Genomic DNA, 15,927 nt, shown 5'->3' with positions numbered 1-15,927 from the left:
GCGCGTGAGTGGCACTCCCATGCCCGACATCGTCGAGACTTTTTCCACGCGCGGCGACCTCGCCCACGTGGCGATGCTGCTATGGGCGCTCGCCGCATCCAGCCTGGCCTGGTTCGCGCTGCGCGAACTGACCGCCGCGATCCGGCGCTTCGACGAATTCGTGCGCGAACTGGCGCGCTTCAACGACATCTTCAAGGACCGCTCAGGAGACCGATGATGGACACGCTGCATACCGTGCTGCGCTCGATCAAGCGCGAGACAAAAGGTGAGACCAAGAGCGGGGCCGCTGGCCGCCGCGACCACCTCGATGTGTTTCGCGAATTTCTCGATCACCTCGACCGCGCGTCCAAGCGCAAGAGCGCGCCGCCGCGCGGGTCAAAGGCGAAGACCGGGCGCCGGGGCCGCAAGTGATGCTGGCGCTCTCGCACGACCCCACCATCGCCTCCGTGTTCGTGCCGAAGACGCGCATTCACGAGGACGGCACCGTGGAAGGTTATGCCTCGCTGTTCGGCGCCATCGACCAGGCGCGCGACATGGTGATGCGCGGCGCCTTCGCGCAAACGCTGCGGCAGAAAAGCGTGCAGCGCGTGCCGATGCTGTTCCAGCACGACCCGGCCGAGCCGGTCGGCGTCTGGCTCGAACTGCGCGAGGACAGCCAAGGCCTTTACGCGCGCGGCCGGCTCATTCCGGAAGTCGCGCGCGGCCGCGAACTGCTGGCGCTGATCCGGAGTGGCGCCATCGACGGCCTGTCGATCGGCTTTCGCACCGTGAGAGGTCGCATCGATCCGAAGACGCGGGTGCGCGCGCTGCTCGCGGTCGACCTCTGGGAGATTTCCATTGTCACGTTCCCGCTGCTGGCGGGCGCGCGCGTGCATGCGGTGAAGGACGCTTCCTCCCGGCGTCCCTCATTCGCGCGCACGCGCGCGGAAGCGGAGTGGCGGGTGGGGCTATGCCAAGGTAGTTGCTTGCCTAGTCACGACCAAGCGGGTACGCAATAGGTCGAGTTGTAGCTGAATCGTTCTTGCGGGCCCGCGTGGATAAAAGGTCGTTTTTACCATGGCTGCGAGCTGGATATTCGGAAGCAGACGCTCTCCGAATTAGAACTCTATTATCGCTATATCGTCGGAAGTTGAGCTTAACTGCGAACAGCATTAAGCACGGCTCGGCAGCGGAGAGACAAAATCGACGACGATATGCTTCCAACAAAAAGAGGTCCCGAAGAAAGTTATTTATTAGGGGAGGTTCGAGACGGCTACCTGTCGACATCCTTGCTAGGACGCACCGAAGAGACAACCTACTTATGGACGGTCTGTATGCTGATAGATCGCGTGAGTGGCTTGGGCCGATGCAGAGGCACAGCTCTTCAGAAACTGTAGATTTGAAGGACTTCTCATTTCTCGACAATCCGATTGATACCGTAAAGTCATTGCAGCTCATAGCGCGGCTTGAAAGTGTTGTGATTGATGCGCGTCTAAATTTTCATGACGAGACGTGTCTTGATGTCGGCCCGTATCTTGCGCTCCAGGCGATGCGCAAAGATATGATGCCAATATTCTCGGGTGGCTCAATAACGCCGCAAACCCAAAAGGTTTTAGATATCGTCGGGCTTCGAAAGCCACTTAGGATGGCGTTCCCCTTACCGAATGATCGGACGTTCGTGTGGCCTTTTCCGTTTAGGACGCGCCGCCCTGCAGGGTCGTCCTCGTCTGCGTCGAGAATGCTTGATCCTCAGAGTTATGAGCGCGTCGCTGACGACTTGATCGAAGCTATAAACGGTTGGCTGGGTTCTCTGGTAAACCGAGAGCTTACCCCGGTCGGCTGCCGATATGTGCAGACAGTAGTGGGGGAAGCGCTGGACAATGCCGAGCGCCATAGCGACATTTCTTCGCAAGATGGTGATTGGGCAATTGCCGGATTTATGACGCGAATTGGAAAGGGCGATTTGTCCAAGTACCGGTGTCATTTGTCATTTATGAGTTTGGGCGCGACGGTCGCGGAGAGCATTAAGACGGCGGGCGCGCGAACGCAGCGGAAAATGGCCGAATATGTCTCTCGGCATCGGAACCTATTCGACCGAAAATTCTCCGAGGAAAATCTTCAAACGGTGTTTGCCTTGCAGGACGGCGTTTCTCGCTTCAGTGACGCTCTACGGGCACATAGAGGCGGAACGGGGTTGATGGACGTGTTGGAGTTTTTTTCTGCTTTAGGTGGCTTGAGCGACGCCGGTGTCGCCCCTAAGTTGGCGATACTGTCGGGTAGTACCTGCATCAGCGTGACGAGGCCATATATGGTGGGTGTCAGGAGGGGGGCTGCTTTGAGCGTTGGTAGATTGGCCCCGAGAGAGCAGTGGTTCAATTCGGAAAATGATCCGGAACGTCCGCCAGATAGCAGTCACGTTTTTTCTCTGCCGGCCCCAATCCGGGGTACAATCATAACTATGGCTTGGACGCTAAATCCCAAGCATTTAAGTGCACCAGACAATGCCTGAAGTTGATCTCGTAATTCTGACTAGAGGTGAAGTGCGTAGCCTCATTGGCCACGAGCGTGGCGTTGCTGCGCGCCAGGAATTTGATTTGGATCGACTTGATAAAGTTGATGAGGAGATCGTTGTTCGTGTGCCCGGTGATATGCGAACGCTGACGCCATCGTTCCTCCAGGGGCTATTTGCTGGTAGCGTCTCTAACTTGGGCGAACATGGATTTTATAAGCATTATAAATTTGATGCGCCGATGCATATCCTTGATGATGTGCGCGCAGGGGTTGATCGGATACTTACGAGCAGGCATTTGGCCGGAGAGCAGTAGGTCGTTTAGCGGGATTTATGAAAGAGTTTTTATCAACTTGGACCGCTGCAAATTGGATCGCGTTTGGAATCGGCGCGTCGTCTCTCATTTGGAATATGGTGAATGCAATTATTTCGAGTCTGAGAGATAAGAAGAAGAATAGAAGGGAAGAGTTCGATAGGCGTGTCGCCCGGCCGATTGAGGTGGCTTTAGATGAGTTTATGAAGTTGCTTGATAAAATTGAGCAGCTCAGGGCGCAGCGGGATGCGGGTGCTATTTCTGAGCAATTCTTAGAGTTAAATGCCTCCAAGTCGGCTGCAAATAGAGCTCTTTCGCGCGCATTGCGTCGGGCGTCGGATTCGCAGATGTGTGGTGGTGACGATTGGGATGGTATTGGGAACAATGAATTCGATAACCTGAGTGAGGCGTTGGATGCTGCAGAAAGGTCAGCGCTAGCGAAAGATCGTGAGGAGTGTTTGGTGGTCGCCATAAGGCAAGTTGAATTGGTTGACCAAGCTGTGCGTAAAAAGATTGAAGTTGAATTGTTGAAGTATACTTGACGCTACCCCTTCACCCCCACAAACCTCGCCCCGCCGAGCGCGCCTTGGCTGAGCAGGTCGACGAAGCGCACATAGCTTTCATAGAAGGCGTCGTGGCCTGACACGGTGCCGGCGGCGAGGGTTTCGCCGCGCAGCTTCTGATACATCGCCAGACGCAATTTGACGGTCTCCGTCCAGATGGCGCGTCAGTTCTTGGACGATGAGATCGACAACGAAAGAAAGAGGTCACCAACTAGGGCGGCATCAAATGACTGACTTTAGAAGCTGGGAGCCGGACCGTGATTGACCGGCATTTCTTCATCTAGCTTCCAAAGGTCCCCATGCAGCTTAAGCCGCTCAATGACGGCCTCGGCGATCAACCTGGATTCCTCATCCGTTAGCCGGACTTTCATGCGCCCGCGCTTGGCTTCGATAGTCATCGGGCGCATCGCGAATAACAGGGCGTAATAGAGGGTGCTGGCGCGCGTATGCATAAGGCAACTACAGAACAAAATGAGAACATAGGCAAGCCGGTTTTGTTCAATGCCATCAACCAGTAGCTGTATTTATGAGGACTGCCGTCGCTTCCTCTTGGTGAATTTGTGCCCCGTCCCAAACGGGCATATCGGCAATCGGTTCGCTCCGAATCTCTGCCAATTGAGATGCGGCCTCTAGTTGCGCCATTTTGAGGGTGTAGGACAAAACCGATAGTCCGGCATTGGCGCACAGCGCCGCCAACTCGGCGCATATATCGCGAGTGTACTTGCACGTCTCTTCTACCGTGCTCGTCATTTCGACCGCGGAAGCCATGAATGCAACCCTCCTAGGTCTTTTTTAAAAACTATACCGAGAGTTGTGTGGGGCTGCAAGCAAGGTCATGAAGGCCGCTCGGATCACCAATTGTTCTCTCGCCGGACACGGTAGTCAGAAACCTCCGAGATCAAATGCAATATCGTCGAACTCATCGCAATTTCACGCCCGAAGCGATTGCCGACATTCGCCAGCGTTACGTGGAGACGGACGAACCGCAGCAATCGATTGCGGTCGACTATGGAGTGCATCGCAAGACCATCGATCAGCTTGCGCGTCGCGAAGACTGGCCACGACGCCAGAATCGCGCTCCGCGTGAGGTGCCCCAGGATCTGAAATTGGCGAAGGAAGCGGCCGAGGCGATGGCCGCCGCTTCCAATGAAGCGACAGTCAGAGCTGGCACCAAGATGTCAGAGTCAGAGCGTGCCGCGCTCGCAGATCGGCTGGAACGGCAGGTCGAGTTGCAACTCGCAGAGTTGGAGCGACGCCAAACAAGCATCCGCAATGATGTGTCCGCGAACGCCGAAAATGATCGCGCCGCGCGCATTGTCGGGCGCTTGACTGACACGCTGAGCAAGGTGCGTCACTTGCGGCTGCCCGACACCGTCAATGAAGAACAAATTCCCGCGAGCGATATTCCAAAGGACATCGATGAATTCCGTCATGGACTTGCGCGACGCATTCGCGACTTTGTGCGAAGCCGAGCTGATCGACGAATTCCTGAATCAGAAATCGAGCCTAGCGGAACAGATACACCTCGCTGACGACTTCGCCCCGCTTGCCCATGAACACCAGGAATACGGCGAGACGGGAAACGATGGGGCTCCATGGACGACATGGTTGGCGCTCGGCGGTCGCGGCGCCGGCAAGACGCGCCTTGGCGCCGAATGGGTGAGGGCGTTGGCGCATGGCGTACCACCCTTTGCCGATCGGCCGCATGGCTGCATCGCCCTCGTCGGCGAGACGGAGTACGACGCACGGGAGGTAATGATTCACGGCCCGTCCGGCTTGATCTCGATTGCGCGGCCATCGCAGCGACCCACATGGAATGCAACGCGCCGCAGGCTTGAGTGGTCGAACGGTGCCGTTGCTCAAGTGTTTTCGGCCGCCGATCCCGAAAGTCTGCGAGGCCCGCAATTTGAGGCAGCATGGTGCGACGAACTGGCCAAATGGCGCTATGCCGATGTTGCCTTCGATACTCTGCAATTCGGTCTGCGTCTGGGTCAACGGCCTCGGCAGATTGTCACAACGACACCTAGGCCAATTCCGATTATCAAGAGGCTTATTGCCGACCCGCGAACACGCGTCACACGCGCTGCCACGCGGGCGAACAAACTCTTTCTCGCTCCGACCTTTCTTGAGATGGTGGTCGGCCGCTATGCAGGCACGCGGCTTGGGCGGCAAGAGCTGGAAGGAGAGCTTATCGAGGATCGCGCCGACTCGCTCTGGTCTCGCGAATTGATCGAGAGTTGCCGCGTCGCCGAAGCACCGCCGCTGACACGGATTGTCGTTGCAATCGATCCGCCGGGCTCGTCTCGACGCGGCGCTGATGCTTGCGGCATCGTGGCTGCCGGGCGCAGCGAGAGCGGTCATCTCTACGTGCTTGACGACGCTTCGGCAGCCGGTTTGTCGCCTTCAGGTTGGGCGACAAAGGCTGTCGCGCTCTATCGCAAATTGGAGGCGAACCGCATCGTCGTCGAGGTGAACATGGGCGGCGAAATGGTCCGTTCAGTGCTGCGCGAGGTGGACAGCGCAGTGCCGTTGCAAGAAGTGCACGCAACACGCGGCAAATATCTGCGGGCAGAGCCAGTTGCCGCGCTCTATGAGCAAGGAAAAGTGAAGCACGTTGGCGCTTTCCCGTTGCTCGAAGACGAAATGTGCGATTTCGGGCTGGACGGCCTCTCGTCCGGGCGCTCTCCCGACAGGCTTGACGCGCTTGTCTGGGCGCTTACGGCACTGTCGGAACGGCGGCACGAAGGACCGAGAATTCGCAGTCTGTATGACGGGCCCCTCGTGCCGCGTTGGGCGTGGCGCAGGTGAGGTTCGCCGAGCGGCTTTCGACGCACAGTTAGGTAAATCTTCAAACCGACCTAGGACACTCCCTTGACCCCCGCGAACCGCGCGCCGCCGAGCGCGCCGTCGCTGACCAGCTCAACGAAGCGGACATAGCTTTCGTAAAAGGCATCGTGGCCTGAGACTGTGCCGGCGGCGAGGGTTTCGCCACGCAGCGTCTGATACATCGCGAGGCGTACTTTCAGGATCTCCGCCCAGTCGGCGGTGAGATCGTCGACCGACGTCACCGTGAAGCCGGCGGCTTCGATCAATGTCGTATAAGCGGGGATGTCGTAGAGATTGGTGGCGGCCATGCCGGCCCACATCAGCTCGGCATCGTCCTTGCCCAGCGGCCGGTGCGCGACCCAGTCGGTGAAGGCGAGGCGGCCACCGCTCTTGAGAATGCGGTGCGCCTCGGTGAGCGCCTTCGGCTTGTCCGGCACATGCAGGAAAGCCTCCTGGCTGACGACGACATCGACGCTTTCATCGTCGAGCGGCACGGCCATGACATTGCCTTCGATGATGCGGACGCGATCGTTGAGACCCGCGAGCGCGGTCAGCTCGGCCGCGCCGCGCACGCGCGCCGGCGTGAGCTCAATGCCGGTGACATCGGCGCCGTAACGAGCGCTGAGATAACGTGCCGGGCCGCCCAGCCCCGCGCAGAAGTCGGCGACGCGCATGCCGGCCTTGATCTGCGCGCGCTGCGCCAGCGCGTCGTTGGCGTCGAGGCCGCCGTAGTGATCTTGATCGTGCGGGAACAGTTCGTCCGGCGTGATGCCGGTCAGGGTGCCGCGCGCGGCAAGCAGCTTGGCCTTGATGATGTCGGCCGAGATGGGATGGCGCTCGTAGAAATCGATCGCCGAACGGATTTCGGTGGGCACTGAACGTTTCCTCTTTCACGCGCCGTTCTTGTCGCTCGCCCGGCGCCGGCCGCGCGAGGATAGCGAAGTTTTGCCATTGCACCAGAGACATCCATTCAACAGGAGAACCATGATGGATATCGAGACGACCACGCTGGAAACCAAATCTTACGAGACCAAGTCGGGCATCCCGCACGACGCGGTGGTGACGCATGCCGAGATGATGCGCGCCTTCGAGGCCTTCAAGGAGAGCAATGACGAGCGCTTGGCGCTCGAGCAGAAGCGCGCCGGCGATGCGCTGGTCGAGGACAAGCTCGCGCGCATCAATGCCGCCATCGACGCCCAGCAGCGCAAGCTCGACGACATGGTGTTGAAGTCGGCGCGCCCGGCGTTCGGGGCCGAGCAGAAGGCGGCGCGCAGCGCGCACGCGCTCGAGCACAAACAGGCCTTCGATGCCTATATGCGCGGCGGCGATGCCGCGGGCCTCGCAGCACTTGAAGCGAAGGCGATGTCGATCGGCTCCAATGCCGACGGCGGCTACACCGTGCCGGTGGAAATCGAAGCCGAGATCGGCAAGCGCCTCACCGAGATCTCGCCGATCCGCTCCATCGCCGCCGTGCGCACCATCTCCTCCAATGTCTACAAGAAGCCGATGATGACCGCCGGCCCCGCGGTCGGCTGGGTCGGCGAGACCGACGCGCGCACGCAGACGGCGTCGCCGACGCTCGATCTGTTGTCGTTCCCGGCCATGGAGCTCTACGCCATGCCGGCGGCGACCGCGACCTTGCTCGAGGACTCGGCGGTGAACATCGACGAGTGGCTGGCGCAGGAAGTGGAAGCCGTGTTCGCGGCGCAGGAGGGCGCGGCGTTCGTTTCCGGCGACGGCTCGAACAAGCCGAAGGGTTTTCTCAGCTATGACACCGTGGCGAACGCGTCCTGGAGCTGGGGCAATCTCGGCTATCTCGCCTCCGGCGCGGCCGGCGCTTTCGCCGGCTCGAACCCGTCCGACACGCTGGTCGATCTCATCTATGCGCTCAAGGCAGGCTTCCGGCAGAACGCGCATTTCGTCATGAACCGCAAGACGCAGGCGAGCGTCCGCAAATTCAAGGACTCGACCGGGCAGTATCTGTGGCAGCCGCCGGCGGTGGCGGATGGGCGCGCCTCGCTGATGTCCTTCCCGCTGGTGGAAGCCGAGGACATGCCGGACATCGCCGCCAATTCGCTGTCGATCGCCTTCGGCGATTTCGGCCGCGGCTATCTGATCGTCGATCGCGCCGGGGTGAGCGTGCTGCGCGATCCCTATTCGGCCAAGCCCTATGTGCTGTTCTACACGACCAAGCGGGTCGGCGGCGGCGTGCAGGACTTCGACGCCATCAAGCTGATGAAGTTCGCGGCGAGCTGAAATTTTGGGACCTCAGGCATCCAGCCGTCATCCTGAGATGGCTGAATGTCTGTCCCGACAATTTCGATATTTAAAATGGGATGCTATCTGAAGCTTCTTTGAACCAAGGTAATTTTTCTGGCATCGTGTGGTTTAGGAGTGACATGATGGCTTCTTTTTTTTCGACGTCCAGTTCGATCTCAATGGTGCCGTCTGATTGGCTCAACTGGATGCTTTTTGGTGACATGAAATCTAGTGCTACGTTCACGAATTCATTGAACTGTTCGCTTGTGATCTTTTCTGTGCCATAGATCCAAAAAATTTGGTCATAATTTTTCGGTGCGCGTCTTGGAGCTCTGGTCGATTTAGTAGCAAGGCTGCTCAACCTTGTTTCTATAAGAGAAAGTCTATCGAGGAGCGCCTTCTCTGGTGGAGTTGCGGTTTTCTCAAGTTCAGCAAATCCTCGCGCGCGAATTACCGGATTGTCTGGTTTGTAGGCGGCGTCCAATGCGCGCTCGATGGCAACTCTCAATGCTTCTTTCGCTCGCACTAGATCTGAGGGGTGGGTGAGTGCAAATTCGATTGCGCGATATGGCTGAACGTCGAATGGGATTTCTTCTCCCGATTTGTACATATGGATAATCGGCTTCTGGACAGCGTGTCTAATTCCCATCTCGTAAAAGGCATTGGCGTTTCGAAAGCTCATATCCGAGATCACCAATTCTGCATCGAAAAGGTGATTTATAACTTGCGCATCTATCATGCCGGGCACCGATATTTCATCGGCACGGACTGTTGAGAACGACTCGAAGTGCTCCTTAAAAAGTGGCTTTATAATTCCTTCGTTCAGCCAGTCGGCATGAATGCGTTCCGGAGTGCCAACCCGGCCAATTGGGCCGACCACGAAGCAAAGTTTTTTGGGAGGGCTCATCGTTGTAAAAACCGCTTTAGGTTAACTCGGGCACCGCGAGCATAATGTTGCAGGTGCGCAACGCAAGGTTGTCCGATGCGCTGGGCTAGCTTCCTCCAAAGATTTTTTGAGGTGCGGTTGGTAGGCTTACGCCATCACGTCGAGCAATTGCCCCAGCCCATCGCTCTGCGCCTTCAGCGTCTGCGCATTGGCGGCGAAGGAGACCTGCGACGTGATCATGTCGGCTAGCGCGGCGGCCATGTCGCCGCCTTCGCTGGCATTGGCCATTTTGACCATCGACGCCTGCATCGTCTGCGAAGCGGCCATCAGGCCGGAGATCGAACTGGAAATGCCGATGGAACTCATGCCGGGCACGCTAGGCGCGCCGCGTTAAGCGGGCGCTAGCACGCATGGTTAATGAAGTGTTACTTCTTGCCAGCGTCCGGCTGCGCGCTGTCCTCGACCACATTCTCGAGCTTCTTGCTGAGGATCCAGGACAGGCCGAGGAAGATGATGAGCGTGACCACGCCGAAACCCGACGAGGCATCGTTCATCAGCTTTTCCGATACGGAGCCGAAGGCATAGCCGACCGCGACCATGGCCACGCTCCACAGGCCGGCGGCGATAAAGTTGAGCACCAGGAAGGTCGGCCAGGTGAGGTTCGACAGGCCATAGGCGAAAGCGGCGACGCCGCGGATGCCGTGCGGATAGCGATGGAACAACACCATCAGCACCGCGTGCTTGTCGGTGAGGCGGGCGGCGATGTTGACCAGCTTCGCGAGGCGCGGCCACGACCTGAACAGGCGCGGGCCATAGCGGCGGCCGAGATAAAAGCGCACCACATCGCCGAGGAAGCTGCCGATCCAGAACACGACAATGAGCGTCGAAACCTTGAGCGCGCCCGCGAAGGCCGCGTAACCGGCGAACAGGCCGAACAGCAGGCTGTGCGAGGCGGCGTAAGCGAACAGGAAGGTGTAGGCCGCATCGCCGTGCTGGCGGATGAGATCGAGAAACGAGGTGAGGTCGGTCGGGATCAAGGGCGCAGGTTCCGATTGAGGCGCGCACCCTAGCCGCGCGCCGGACGGCGCGATACTGCGGCGTAATGTCTTTGTGACGGCGACTGTAACCAAATGACGTGCGGCAAACTGGGCCCGCTCCCTCTCCCCTTGGGGGAGAGGGTTGGGGTGAGGGGGCAAGTGAGTCTCGTAATGCAATAACCCCTCACCCGACCGCCTGCGGCGGTCGACCTCTCCCTATGGGAGAGGTGAAGAGAGCGGCGAGCCGAGTGCCTTGGCGGTGTCGACGATCCAGGCGCGGTAGTTGAGCAGCGGCGTCAGGCCGGTGAGGCCGCCGCAGCCGGCTTCGTTCTTCGGCGCGGTGGACCAGCTGACCACGCCCATCACTTCGCCGCCGTTCTCGCCCTTGCGGCCGAAAGCGGGGCCGCCGGAATCGCCGGTGCAACTGCCAAGGCCGGCGCGCTCGTTGCGCGTGTCCGGATCCTGCAAACGAATTTGCAAACTGCCGGGCTTGCCGGTGACGACGAGCGGCGCCATGCGCGGCTCGCCCGCGCCTTGCTCGTTGTTGTCGCGCGTCGCGCCGAAGCCGGCGACGATCATGATCTCGCCGACGGCGACGCGGCGCGTGCCGCCAAGCGATGCGGGAACGACCGACGCGGGCAGGGGCGTCTTGAGTTTCACCAGCGCGACATCGGCGGTGGCGCGGTTCGCCACATAGTTCGTCATGTTGAAGCCCGGGTGGCGGCGTGTGGTCGTGACCTCGATGGGGCCGCTCTCCTTGGTGAGGCGAACGCGATAGGTCGCCGGCCGCGCCACGCAATGCGCCGCGGTCAGGATGAGATCGCGCGCGATCGCCGTGCCGGTGCAGAGGCCGCCGTGGCTGTCCACCAGCATCACGATGGAGGTCGCGGCAAAGCTAGAGGCCGGTGGTGCGTTGCCGCTGATGGCGAAGGCCGGTGTCGCGAATGCGACGGACAGAAGAAATGCAAGGCGCATGTGGACAGGCATGAGCCTTGAGTGCCGCGACTTGTCAACCTTTCCCCTCATCCTGAGGAGGTCGCGAAGCGGCCATCTCGAAGGATCGAGGCCCGGGCACCGCATGGTTCGAGACGCCGCGTTTCAGGCGGCTCCTCACCATGAGGTGGTTTAATGCGGAGACACTCCATGCCCTCCATTCTCCTTACCGCGCCAGCGGCCGAGCCGCTGTCGCTTGCCGAGGCCAAGGCCTTCCTGCGCATCGAACATAGCGACGATGACGACGTGATCGGCGCGCTGATCGCCTCGGCCCGCATTCACGTCGAGGCACAAACGCGGCGCGCGCTCGTCACGCAACAGTGGCGGCTGGTGCTGGACGCCTGGCCCTCCGACGGGCGGCTCAAGGTGTTGCCGGCGCCGCTCGCCGCACTCGATGCCGTGCGCGTTTATGACGATCACGGCGCGGCGGCGACGCCGGATCTACAGAGCTTCGTCGTCGACAAGGCCGGCTCGCAGCTCATCTTCGCGCCCTGGGCGCTGGCGCAGCCAGGCCGAAGCGTGGCCGGCATCGAGCTCGATGTGACCGCCGGCTATGGCGAGGCGGCAAGCGATGTGCCGGCGCCGCTGAGGCACGCGGTGCGACTGCTCACCGCGCATTGGTACGAAAATCGCGGGCTGTTTCTGCCGGACACCGTATCCGCACTGCCGGTGACGGTGGCATCGCTGATCGCGCCGTACCGGGTGCTGTCGCTATGAGCGCCATCGACATCGGGGCGCTCGACCGTCGGCTCGTCCTGCAGGAACCGAGCGAGACCGACGACGGCATGGGCGGCGTCATCCGCGACTACGTCGCGGTGACGACCTTATGGGCCCGTGTCACGCCGCTGTCGGCGCGCGGCGACAGCGAGGCCGAGCGGCTGGGGGCGGCGTTACGCCTGCGTATCGTCATCCGCTTTCGCGGCGATGTGACGACGCGGCATCGCCTTGTCGATGGCGCGCATATCTACCGCATCGTCGCGGTGCGCGAGAGCGGCCGCCGCCGCTTTCTCGAGATCGACGCCGAAGAGCGGCAAGACTGAAACCAGGAATAGTGAGATGACAACGCCTGCTTCCGTGGCACTGCGCGCGGCGGTGCGTGATGCGCTGGTTGCCGACGGCGCGCTGCTCGCCGCGCTTGGCGGCCCGAAAGTCTACGACGAACCGCCGCGCGCCGCGGCCTTTCCCTACGTGACGCTCGGCGAAGCGCGCATCGCCGACTTCTCGACCGGCGACGGCGAGGGCGCCGAGCATACGCTGACATTGCATGCCTGGTCGCGCCAGGGTGGTCACAAGGAGGCGCATGTCATTGCCGGCGCGCTCTTGCAGGCGCTCGACGATGCGCCGCTGTCGCTCAGCGATCATCGCCTGGTGAACTTGCGCTTCGCCGTCGCCGATGTGCGGCGCGAGGCCGACGGGCGCACCTATCACGCGCTGGTGCGCTTCCGTGCGGTGACCGAGCCGGTGTGATTTCAAAATGAGGAAGAGAAGATGACCGCCCAGAAAGGCAAGGACCTGCTGATCAAGATCGCCGACGGCGAGGGCTACTCCACCGTGGCCGGCCTGCGCACGCGGCGGCTCGCCTTCAACGCCGAGACCGTCGACATCACCCATGCCGAGAGCGCCAACCGCTGGCGCGAATTGCTCGACGGCGCGGGCGTCAAGCGCGCCTCGCTGTCGGGCCGTGGCCTGTTCAAGGATGCCGCGACCGACGCGTTGATGCGCCAGACCTTCTTCGACGGCGCGGTGAAGAATTACCAGGTCGTCATTCCCGATTTCGGCACGGTGCAGGGGCCGTTCCAGATCGTCAGCCTCGAATTCGCCGGCGAGCACAATGGCGAAGTAACCTACGACGTCGCCATGGAGTCGGCCGGCGAAGTGACGTTTGTGGCGGCGTGATATGGCGAACAAACGTCGCGGCGAAATCGAAGCCGAGCTGGGCGGCGTCAAACGTACGCTCGTACTGACGCTCGGTGCGCTGGCTGAACTGGAGAGCGCTTTCGGCGCCGACGATCTGGTCGCGCTCACCGAACGTATTGGCACCGGGCGGCTGAAGGCGCTGGATCTGACGCGCATCATCGGCGCCGGTTTGCGCGGCGCCGGCGAGGCGATCACGGACGACGAAGTTGCAGGGCTTGTCGTCGATGGCGGTGCGCAGGGTTATGTGCGCATCGCGGCGGCACTCATTCAAGCGACGTTCGGCGACGACGCATGACCCCCTTTCCCTGGCGCGAGGCGATCGGTTTCGGCCTCGGTGTACTCAAGCTGCCGCCGGATCAGTTCTGGCGCATGACGCCGCGCGAGCTGGCTTACGCCATCGAGGCCGTGACCGGCCGCCGCGCGCCGCTGGATCGCGACGGCTTTGCCGCATTGATGAAGAGATACCCCGATGAGCGATAGTTACGGTTTCAGCGACAGCACCAGCCTGGTGGAAGGCGATCTGCAGGGCACGATCGACAAGACGACCGGCAGCACCAATGCGCTCGGCGTCAGCATCGGCCAATTCTCGACGTTGATCACGCGCGCTTTCTCCCAGGCGGTGACCGGCGGCAAGCAGTTCGACGACGTGTTGAAGAACGTGGCGCTCAGCCTGTCGAAGCTGGCGGTGCAGAGTGCGTTCAAGTCGGTGACGCAGGGGATTTCCGGCAGCGTCGAGCAGAGTACCGGCGGGGCGCTGAGCATTACGCCGTTTGCCACCGGCGGCGTGATCGGCGCCCCCAGCTACTTTCCGATGAGCGGCGGACTTGGTCTCGCGGGCGAAGCCGGCCCGGAAGCGATCATGCCTTTGTCGCGCGGACCCGATGGACGGCTCGGCATTGCCAGCGGCACTGGCGCGGCCGCCAATATCACGGTGCAGATCGCGACGCCGGACGCCGGCAGCTTCCGCCGTTCGGAGGCTTACCTCACTGGACAGATCGCGCGCGCGGTGTCGCGTGGGCAGAGGAACTTGTGATGACGGCATTTCACGAGGTGCTGTTTCCGCTCGACATCGCGCTCAAGAGCTCCGGCGGGCCCGAGCGCCGCACCGATGTGGTGACGCTTGGCTCGGGCCGCGAGGAGCGCAACGCGCGCTGGGCGCATTCGCGCCGCCGTTACGACGCCGGCTATGGCGTCAAGACGCATCAGGCGCTGTCGCAGGTGATCGAGTTCTTCGAGGAGCGGCGCGGGCGGCTGCACGGCTTTCGTTGGCGCGACCGGCTCGATCATTCTTCCGCAGCGCCCGGCGCCAGCGTGACGGCGCTCGACCAGGTGATTGGCATGGGCGATGGCGAGACCGCAAGCTTCGCGCTCACGAAAACCTATGGTGGCGTTCACGCGCCGTATCAAAGACGCATCGAGAAGCCGGTGGCGGGATCGTTGCGTGTCGCGGTGGCAGGTGTCGAGGTGGCCGGTTCGGCGTTCACGCTCGATACGGCAACGGGAATCGTCACGTTTCTCGCCGGGCATATCCCGGCGAACGGACAGGCGGTGACGGCGGGCTTCCTGTTCGATGTGCCGGTGCGCTTCGACACCGATTATCTCGAGGTCGATCTGTCGGCTTTCGCGGCGGGAACGATCCCGAAGATCCCGCTGGTGGAGATCAAACCATGAGAACCGTCCCCACCGCCTTGCAGGAGAAGCTCGACTCCGGCGTCACCACGCTATGCCGCTGCTGGATCGTCACCCGGCGCGACGGCGTGGTGCAGGGCTTCACCGATCACGACGAGGATGTCGTCGTCGCCGGCACGACCTGTCGCGCCGGCATCGGCTTGACCGGCAGCGAGGTGGCGCAAAAGCAGGGCCTTGCCGTCGACTCGTCCGAGCTTTCGGGCGCGCTGAGCGCCGACACGCTCAACGAGGACGATCTCGCCGCCGGCCTCTATGACGCAGCAGATGTCGAGCTCTGGCTCACCGACTGGAGCGAGCCCACGTTGCACGTCATGATCGCCAAGGGCACGCTCGGCGAAGTGCAACGCGACGGTACGGCCTTTGTCGCCGAGGTGCGCGGATTGAGCCAGGCGCTCGGCGAGGAGAGCGGGCGGCTTTACACCTCGAGCTGCGCGGCCGATCTCGGCGACGCCCGATGCAAAATCGATCTCAACGCACCGGCGTGCAAGGGCGCGGGTGTCGTGCTTGTTGTGACGGCGACGTCGAGCTTCACGGCCGGCGGGCTCGACGCCTATGCCGACGGCTGGTTCACCGCGGGCAAGCTCACCTTCACCGGCGGAGCCAATGCCGGGCTGTCGATGGAAGTGAAGGCGCATCGCAATGGCGGCGATGTCCGCTTCGACCTGTGGCAGGCCATGCCGCAGCCGATCGGGGCGGGCGATACGTTCACCGTGACGGCCGGCTGCGACAAGCGCTTCGCGACATGTCACGACCGCTTCAACAACATCGTCAACTTCCGCGGCTTCCCGCACATTCCCGGCAACGATTTCGTGCTGCGCTATCCGGTGGCGGGCGAACCGGGGAATGATGGCAGCAGTTTGCAGTCCTAGCCGTCATTCCGGGGCGCGCCGAAGGCGCGAACCCGGAATCCAGCGCCGCATGAGATCGCATCTGGATTCCGGGTTCGGCGCTGCGCG

At 61.5% G+C, this 15,927-nt stretch carries 26 protein-coding genes; 18 read left to right on the top strand and 8 right to left on the bottom strand.

Annotated features, from left to right (window positions below; translation table 11 throughout):
• Window positions 1–19: 19 nt before the first annotated feature.
• The 6 genes from E8Q40_RS16085 to E8Q40_RS16060 all read left to right on the top strand — a co-directional run bounded on the left by E8Q40_RS16085 (window position 20) and on the right by E8Q40_RS16060 (window position 3,343).
• Entirely contained in the window at window positions 20–217 is a 198-nt protein-coding gene (locus E8Q40_RS16085; protein WP_137045497.1) for a hypothetical protein, read from the top strand.
• Window positions 214–411: a hypothetical protein gene (locus E8Q40_RS16080; protein WP_370455196.1), complete on the top strand. Its 198-nt coding sequence runs from the start codon at window positions 214–216 to the stop codon at window positions 409–411. Before E8Q40_RS16085 ends, E8Q40_RS16080 begins: the two co-directional genes overlap by 4 nt.
• On the top strand, window positions 411–998 hold the full coding sequence (locus E8Q40_RS16075) for an HK97 family phage prohead protease (RefSeq protein WP_137045495.1): 588 nt from the start codon (window positions 411–413) through the stop codon (window positions 996–998). Before E8Q40_RS16080 ends, E8Q40_RS16075 begins: the two co-directional genes overlap by 1 nt.
• A gap of 302 nt (window positions 999–1,300) precedes the next feature.
• Entirely contained in the window at window positions 1,301–2,488 is a 1,188-nt protein-coding gene (locus tag E8Q40_RS16070) for a hypothetical protein (RefSeq protein WP_137045494.1), read from the top strand.
• Window positions 2,481–2,804 (top strand): hypothetical protein, encoded by a 324-nt coding sequence (locus E8Q40_RS16065; protein WP_137045493.1) that lies wholly within the window; start codon window positions 2,481–2,483, stop codon window positions 2,802–2,804. The genes E8Q40_RS16070 and E8Q40_RS16065 overlap by 8 nt, the downstream gene beginning before the upstream one ends.
• A 17-nt stretch (window positions 2,805–2,821) precedes the next feature.
• Complete coding sequence (locus E8Q40_RS16060; RefSeq protein ID WP_137045492.1) at window positions 2,822–3,343, top strand: hypothetical protein; 522 nt, start codon at window positions 2,822–2,824, stop codon at window positions 3,341–3,343.
• Between the two features lie 2 nt (window positions 3,344–3,345).
• Here E8Q40_RS16060 and E8Q40_RS22015 read toward each other — a convergent pair whose 3' ends face one another.
• From E8Q40_RS22015 to E8Q40_RS16050, 3 genes are all read right to left on the bottom strand, one after another.
• Window positions 3,346–3,501, bottom strand: coding sequence for a hypothetical protein (locus E8Q40_RS22015; RefSeq protein ID WP_205995563.1), 156 nt, complete (start codon window positions 3,499–3,501; stop codon window positions 3,346–3,348).
• Between the two features lie 99 nt (window positions 3,502–3,600).
• Entirely contained in the window at window positions 3,601–3,816 is a 216-nt protein-coding gene (locus E8Q40_RS16055; RefSeq protein WP_137045491.1) for a hypothetical protein, read from the bottom strand.
• Window positions 3,817–3,871: 55 nt separating this feature from the next.
• Window positions 3,872–4,132, bottom strand: coding sequence for a hypothetical protein (locus tag E8Q40_RS16050; RefSeq protein WP_137045490.1), 261 nt, complete (start codon window positions 4,130–4,132; stop codon window positions 3,872–3,874).
• A gap of 134 nt (window positions 4,133–4,266) precedes the next feature.
• On the opposite strand from E8Q40_RS16050, the gene E8Q40_RS16045 reads away from it, so the two are divergent.
• Together E8Q40_RS16045 and E8Q40_RS16040 are read left to right on the top strand one after the other, a co-directional pair.
• Window positions 4,267–4,896, top strand: a complete 630-nt coding sequence (locus E8Q40_RS16045) for a hypothetical protein (RefSeq protein WP_137045489.1) — start codon at window positions 4,267–4,269, stop codon at window positions 4,894–4,896.
• Window positions 4,796–6,172 carry a DNA-packaging protein gene (locus tag E8Q40_RS16040; protein WP_137045488.1) on the top strand — a complete coding sequence of 459 codons (1,377 nt, stop codon included), beginning with the start codon at window positions 4,796–4,798 and terminating at the stop codon, window positions 6,170–6,172. Before E8Q40_RS16045 ends, E8Q40_RS16040 begins: the two co-directional genes overlap by 101 nt.
• 50 nt (window positions 6,173–6,222) lie before the next feature.
• Here E8Q40_RS16040 and E8Q40_RS16035 read toward each other — a convergent pair whose 3' ends face one another.
• Window positions 6,223–7,065 carry a class I SAM-dependent methyltransferase gene (locus E8Q40_RS16035; protein ID WP_137045487.1) on the bottom strand — a complete coding sequence of 281 codons (843 nt, stop codon included), beginning with the start codon at window positions 7,063–7,065 and terminating at the stop codon, window positions 6,223–6,225.
• Window positions 7,066–7,174: 109 nt separating this feature from the next.
• Between E8Q40_RS16035 and E8Q40_RS16030 the strand changes: the two genes are divergently transcribed.
• Window positions 7,175–8,446, top strand: coding sequence for a phage major capsid protein (locus tag E8Q40_RS16030; protein WP_370455195.1), 1,272 nt, complete (start codon window positions 7,175–7,177; stop codon window positions 8,444–8,446).
• A 70-nt stretch (window positions 8,447–8,516) separates the two neighbouring features.
• Here E8Q40_RS16030 and E8Q40_RS16025 read toward each other — a convergent pair whose 3' ends face one another.
• The 4 genes from E8Q40_RS16025 to E8Q40_RS16010 form a co-directional block, all read right to left on the bottom strand.
• Window positions 8,517–9,356 (bottom strand): hypothetical protein, encoded by an 840-nt coding sequence (locus tag E8Q40_RS16025; RefSeq protein ID WP_137045485.1) that lies wholly within the window; start codon window positions 9,354–9,356, stop codon window positions 8,517–8,519.
• A 126-nt stretch (window positions 9,357–9,482) separates the two neighbouring features.
• Window positions 9,483–9,701 carry a hypothetical protein gene (locus E8Q40_RS16020; protein WP_137045484.1) on the bottom strand — a complete coding sequence of 73 codons (219 nt, stop codon included), beginning with the start codon at window positions 9,699–9,701 and terminating at the stop codon, window positions 9,483–9,485.
• A 59-nt stretch (window positions 9,702–9,760) separates the two neighbouring features.
• Entirely contained in the window at window positions 9,761–10,372 is a 612-nt protein-coding gene (locus E8Q40_RS16015; protein ID WP_168197870.1) for a DedA family protein, read from the bottom strand.
• 216 nt (window positions 10,373–10,588) lie between these two features.
• Window positions 10,589–11,347 carry a trypsin-like serine protease gene (locus tag E8Q40_RS16010; RefSeq protein ID WP_168197869.1) on the bottom strand — a complete coding sequence of 253 codons (759 nt, stop codon included), beginning with the start codon at window positions 11,345–11,347 and terminating at the stop codon, window positions 10,589–10,591.
• A 168-nt stretch (window positions 11,348–11,515) separates the two neighbouring features.
• Between E8Q40_RS16010 and E8Q40_RS16005 the strand changes: the two genes are divergently transcribed.
• Genes E8Q40_RS16005 through E8Q40_RS15965 form a run of 9 tightly spaced genes read left to right on the top strand, consistent with a single transcriptional unit; the run spans window position 11,516 to window position 15,840 of the window.
• Window positions 11,516–12,082 (top strand): head-tail connector protein, encoded by a 567-nt coding sequence (locus tag E8Q40_RS16005; protein ID WP_137045481.1) that lies wholly within the window; start codon window positions 11,516–11,518, stop codon window positions 12,080–12,082.
• Window positions 12,079–12,405, top strand: a complete 327-nt coding sequence (locus E8Q40_RS16000) for a phage head closure protein (RefSeq protein ID WP_137045480.1) — start codon at window positions 12,079–12,081, stop codon at window positions 12,403–12,405. Before E8Q40_RS16005 ends, E8Q40_RS16000 begins: the two co-directional genes overlap by 4 nt.
• Before the next feature lie 16 nt (window positions 12,406–12,421).
• On the top strand, window positions 12,422–12,832 hold the full coding sequence (locus tag E8Q40_RS15995) for a DUF3168 domain-containing protein (RefSeq protein ID WP_137045479.1): 411 nt from the start codon (window positions 12,422–12,424) through the stop codon (window positions 12,830–12,832).
• 21 nt (window positions 12,833–12,853) lie between these two features.
• Complete coding sequence (locus tag E8Q40_RS15990; protein ID WP_137045478.1) at window positions 12,854–13,261, top strand: phage major tail protein, TP901-1 family; 408 nt, start codon at window positions 12,854–12,856, stop codon at window positions 13,259–13,261.
• A 1-nt stretch (window position 13,262) separates the two neighbouring features.
• A complete protein-coding gene (locus E8Q40_RS15985) occupies window positions 13,263–13,577 on the top strand; it encodes a gene transfer agent family protein (protein ID WP_137045477.1) in 315 nt (104 codons plus the stop codon).
• Window positions 13,574–13,762: a rcc01693 family protein gene (locus E8Q40_RS15980; RefSeq protein WP_137045476.1), complete on the top strand. Its 189-nt coding sequence runs from the start codon at window positions 13,574–13,576 to the stop codon at window positions 13,760–13,762. The genes E8Q40_RS15985 and E8Q40_RS15980 overlap by 4 nt, the downstream gene beginning before the upstream one ends.
• Complete coding sequence (locus E8Q40_RS15975; RefSeq protein ID WP_137045475.1) at window positions 13,752–14,315, top strand: phage tail tape measure protein; 564 nt, start codon at window positions 13,752–13,754, stop codon at window positions 14,313–14,315. The genes E8Q40_RS15980 and E8Q40_RS15975 overlap by 11 nt, the downstream gene beginning before the upstream one ends.
• A complete protein-coding gene (locus tag E8Q40_RS15970) occupies window positions 14,315–14,953 on the top strand; it encodes a DUF2460 domain-containing protein (RefSeq protein ID WP_205995561.1) in 639 nt (212 codons plus the stop codon). Before E8Q40_RS15975 ends, E8Q40_RS15970 begins: the two co-directional genes overlap by 1 nt.
• Window positions 14,950–15,840 (top strand): DUF2163 domain-containing protein, encoded by an 891-nt coding sequence (locus E8Q40_RS15965; RefSeq protein ID WP_137045473.1) that lies wholly within the window; start codon window positions 14,950–14,952, stop codon window positions 15,838–15,840. Before E8Q40_RS15970 ends, E8Q40_RS15965 begins: the two co-directional genes overlap by 4 nt.
• The last annotated feature ends 87 nt before the right edge of the window (window positions 15,841–15,927 follow it).

Source organism: Pseudolabrys sp. FHR47, assembly GCF_005153485.1.
Lineage (GTDB): Bacteria > Pseudomonadota > Alphaproteobacteria > Rhizobiales > Xanthobacteraceae > Pseudolabrys.
The sequence above is the reverse complement of the archived record's forward strand: the minus strand, read 5'-3'. Positions and strand labels throughout refer to the sequence as shown.

Coding starts and splice junctions, on each gene's coding strand:
- E8Q40_RS16085 (WP_137045497.1), top strand. CDS start 20: ATGCCCGACATCGTCGAGACTTTTTCCACGCGCGGCGACCTCGCCCAC.
- E8Q40_RS16080 (WP_370455196.1), top strand. CDS start 214: ATGATGGACACGCTGCATACCGTGCTGCGCTCGATCAAGCGCGAGACA.
- E8Q40_RS16075 (WP_137045495.1), top strand. CDS start 411: ATGCTGGCGCTCTCGCACGACCCCACCATCGCCTCCGTGTTCGTGCCG.
- E8Q40_RS16070 (WP_137045494.1), top strand. CDS start 1,301: ATGGACGGTCTGTATGCTGATAGATCGCGTGAGTGGCTTGGGCCGATG.
- E8Q40_RS16065 (WP_137045493.1), top strand. CDS start 2,481: ATGCCTGAAGTTGATCTCGTAATTCTGACTAGAGGTGAAGTGCGTAGC.
- E8Q40_RS16060 (WP_137045492.1), top strand. CDS start 2,822: ATGAAAGAGTTTTTATCAACTTGGACCGCTGCAAATTGGATCGCGTTT.
- E8Q40_RS16055 (WP_137045491.1), bottom strand. CDS start 3,816: ATGCATACGCGCGCCAGCACCCTCTATTACGCCCTGTTATTCGCGATG.
- E8Q40_RS16050 (WP_137045490.1), bottom strand. CDS start 4,132: ATGGCTTCCGCGGTCGAAATGACGAGCACGGTAGAAGAGACGTGCAAG.
- E8Q40_RS16045 (WP_137045489.1), top strand. CDS start 4,267: ATGCAATATCGTCGAACTCATCGCAATTTCACGCCCGAAGCGATTGCC.
- E8Q40_RS16040 (WP_137045488.1), top strand. CDS start 4,796: ATGGACTTGCGCGACGCATTCGCGACTTTGTGCGAAGCCGAGCTGATC.
- E8Q40_RS16030 (WP_370455195.1), top strand. CDS start 7,175: ATGATGGATATCGAGACGACCACGCTGGAAACCAAATCTTACGAGACC.
- E8Q40_RS16025 (WP_137045485.1), bottom strand. CDS start 9,356: ATGAGCCCTCCCAAAAAACTTTGCTTCGTGGTCGGCCCAATTGGCCGG.
- E8Q40_RS16020 (WP_137045484.1), bottom strand. CDS start 9,701: ATGAGTTCCATCGGCATTTCCAGTTCGATCTCCGGCCTGATGGCCGCT.
- E8Q40_RS16010 (WP_168197869.1), bottom strand. CDS start 11,347: ATGCGCCTTGCATTTCTTCTGTCCGTCGCATTCGCGACACCGGCCTTC.
- E8Q40_RS16005 (WP_137045481.1), top strand. CDS start 11,516: ATGCCCTCCATTCTCCTTACCGCGCCAGCGGCCGAGCCGCTGTCGCTT.
- E8Q40_RS16000 (WP_137045480.1), top strand. CDS start 12,079: ATGAGCGCCATCGACATCGGGGCGCTCGACCGTCGGCTCGTCCTGCAG.
- E8Q40_RS15995 (WP_137045479.1), top strand. CDS start 12,422: ATGACAACGCCTGCTTCCGTGGCACTGCGCGCGGCGGTGCGTGATGCG.
- E8Q40_RS15990 (WP_137045478.1), top strand. CDS start 12,854: ATGACCGCCCAGAAAGGCAAGGACCTGCTGATCAAGATCGCCGACGGC.
- E8Q40_RS15985 (WP_137045477.1), top strand. CDS start 13,263: ATGGCGAACAAACGTCGCGGCGAAATCGAAGCCGAGCTGGGCGGCGTC.
- E8Q40_RS15980 (WP_137045476.1), top strand. CDS start 13,574: ATGACCCCCTTTCCCTGGCGCGAGGCGATCGGTTTCGGCCTCGGTGTA.
- E8Q40_RS15975 (WP_137045475.1), top strand. CDS start 13,752: ATGAGCGATAGTTACGGTTTCAGCGACAGCACCAGCCTGGTGGAAGGC.
- E8Q40_RS15970 (WP_205995561.1), top strand. CDS start 14,315: ATGACGGCATTTCACGAGGTGCTGTTTCCGCTCGACATCGCGCTCAAG.
- E8Q40_RS15965 (WP_137045473.1), top strand. CDS start 14,950: ATGAGAACCGTCCCCACCGCCTTGCAGGAGAAGCTCGACTCCGGCGTC.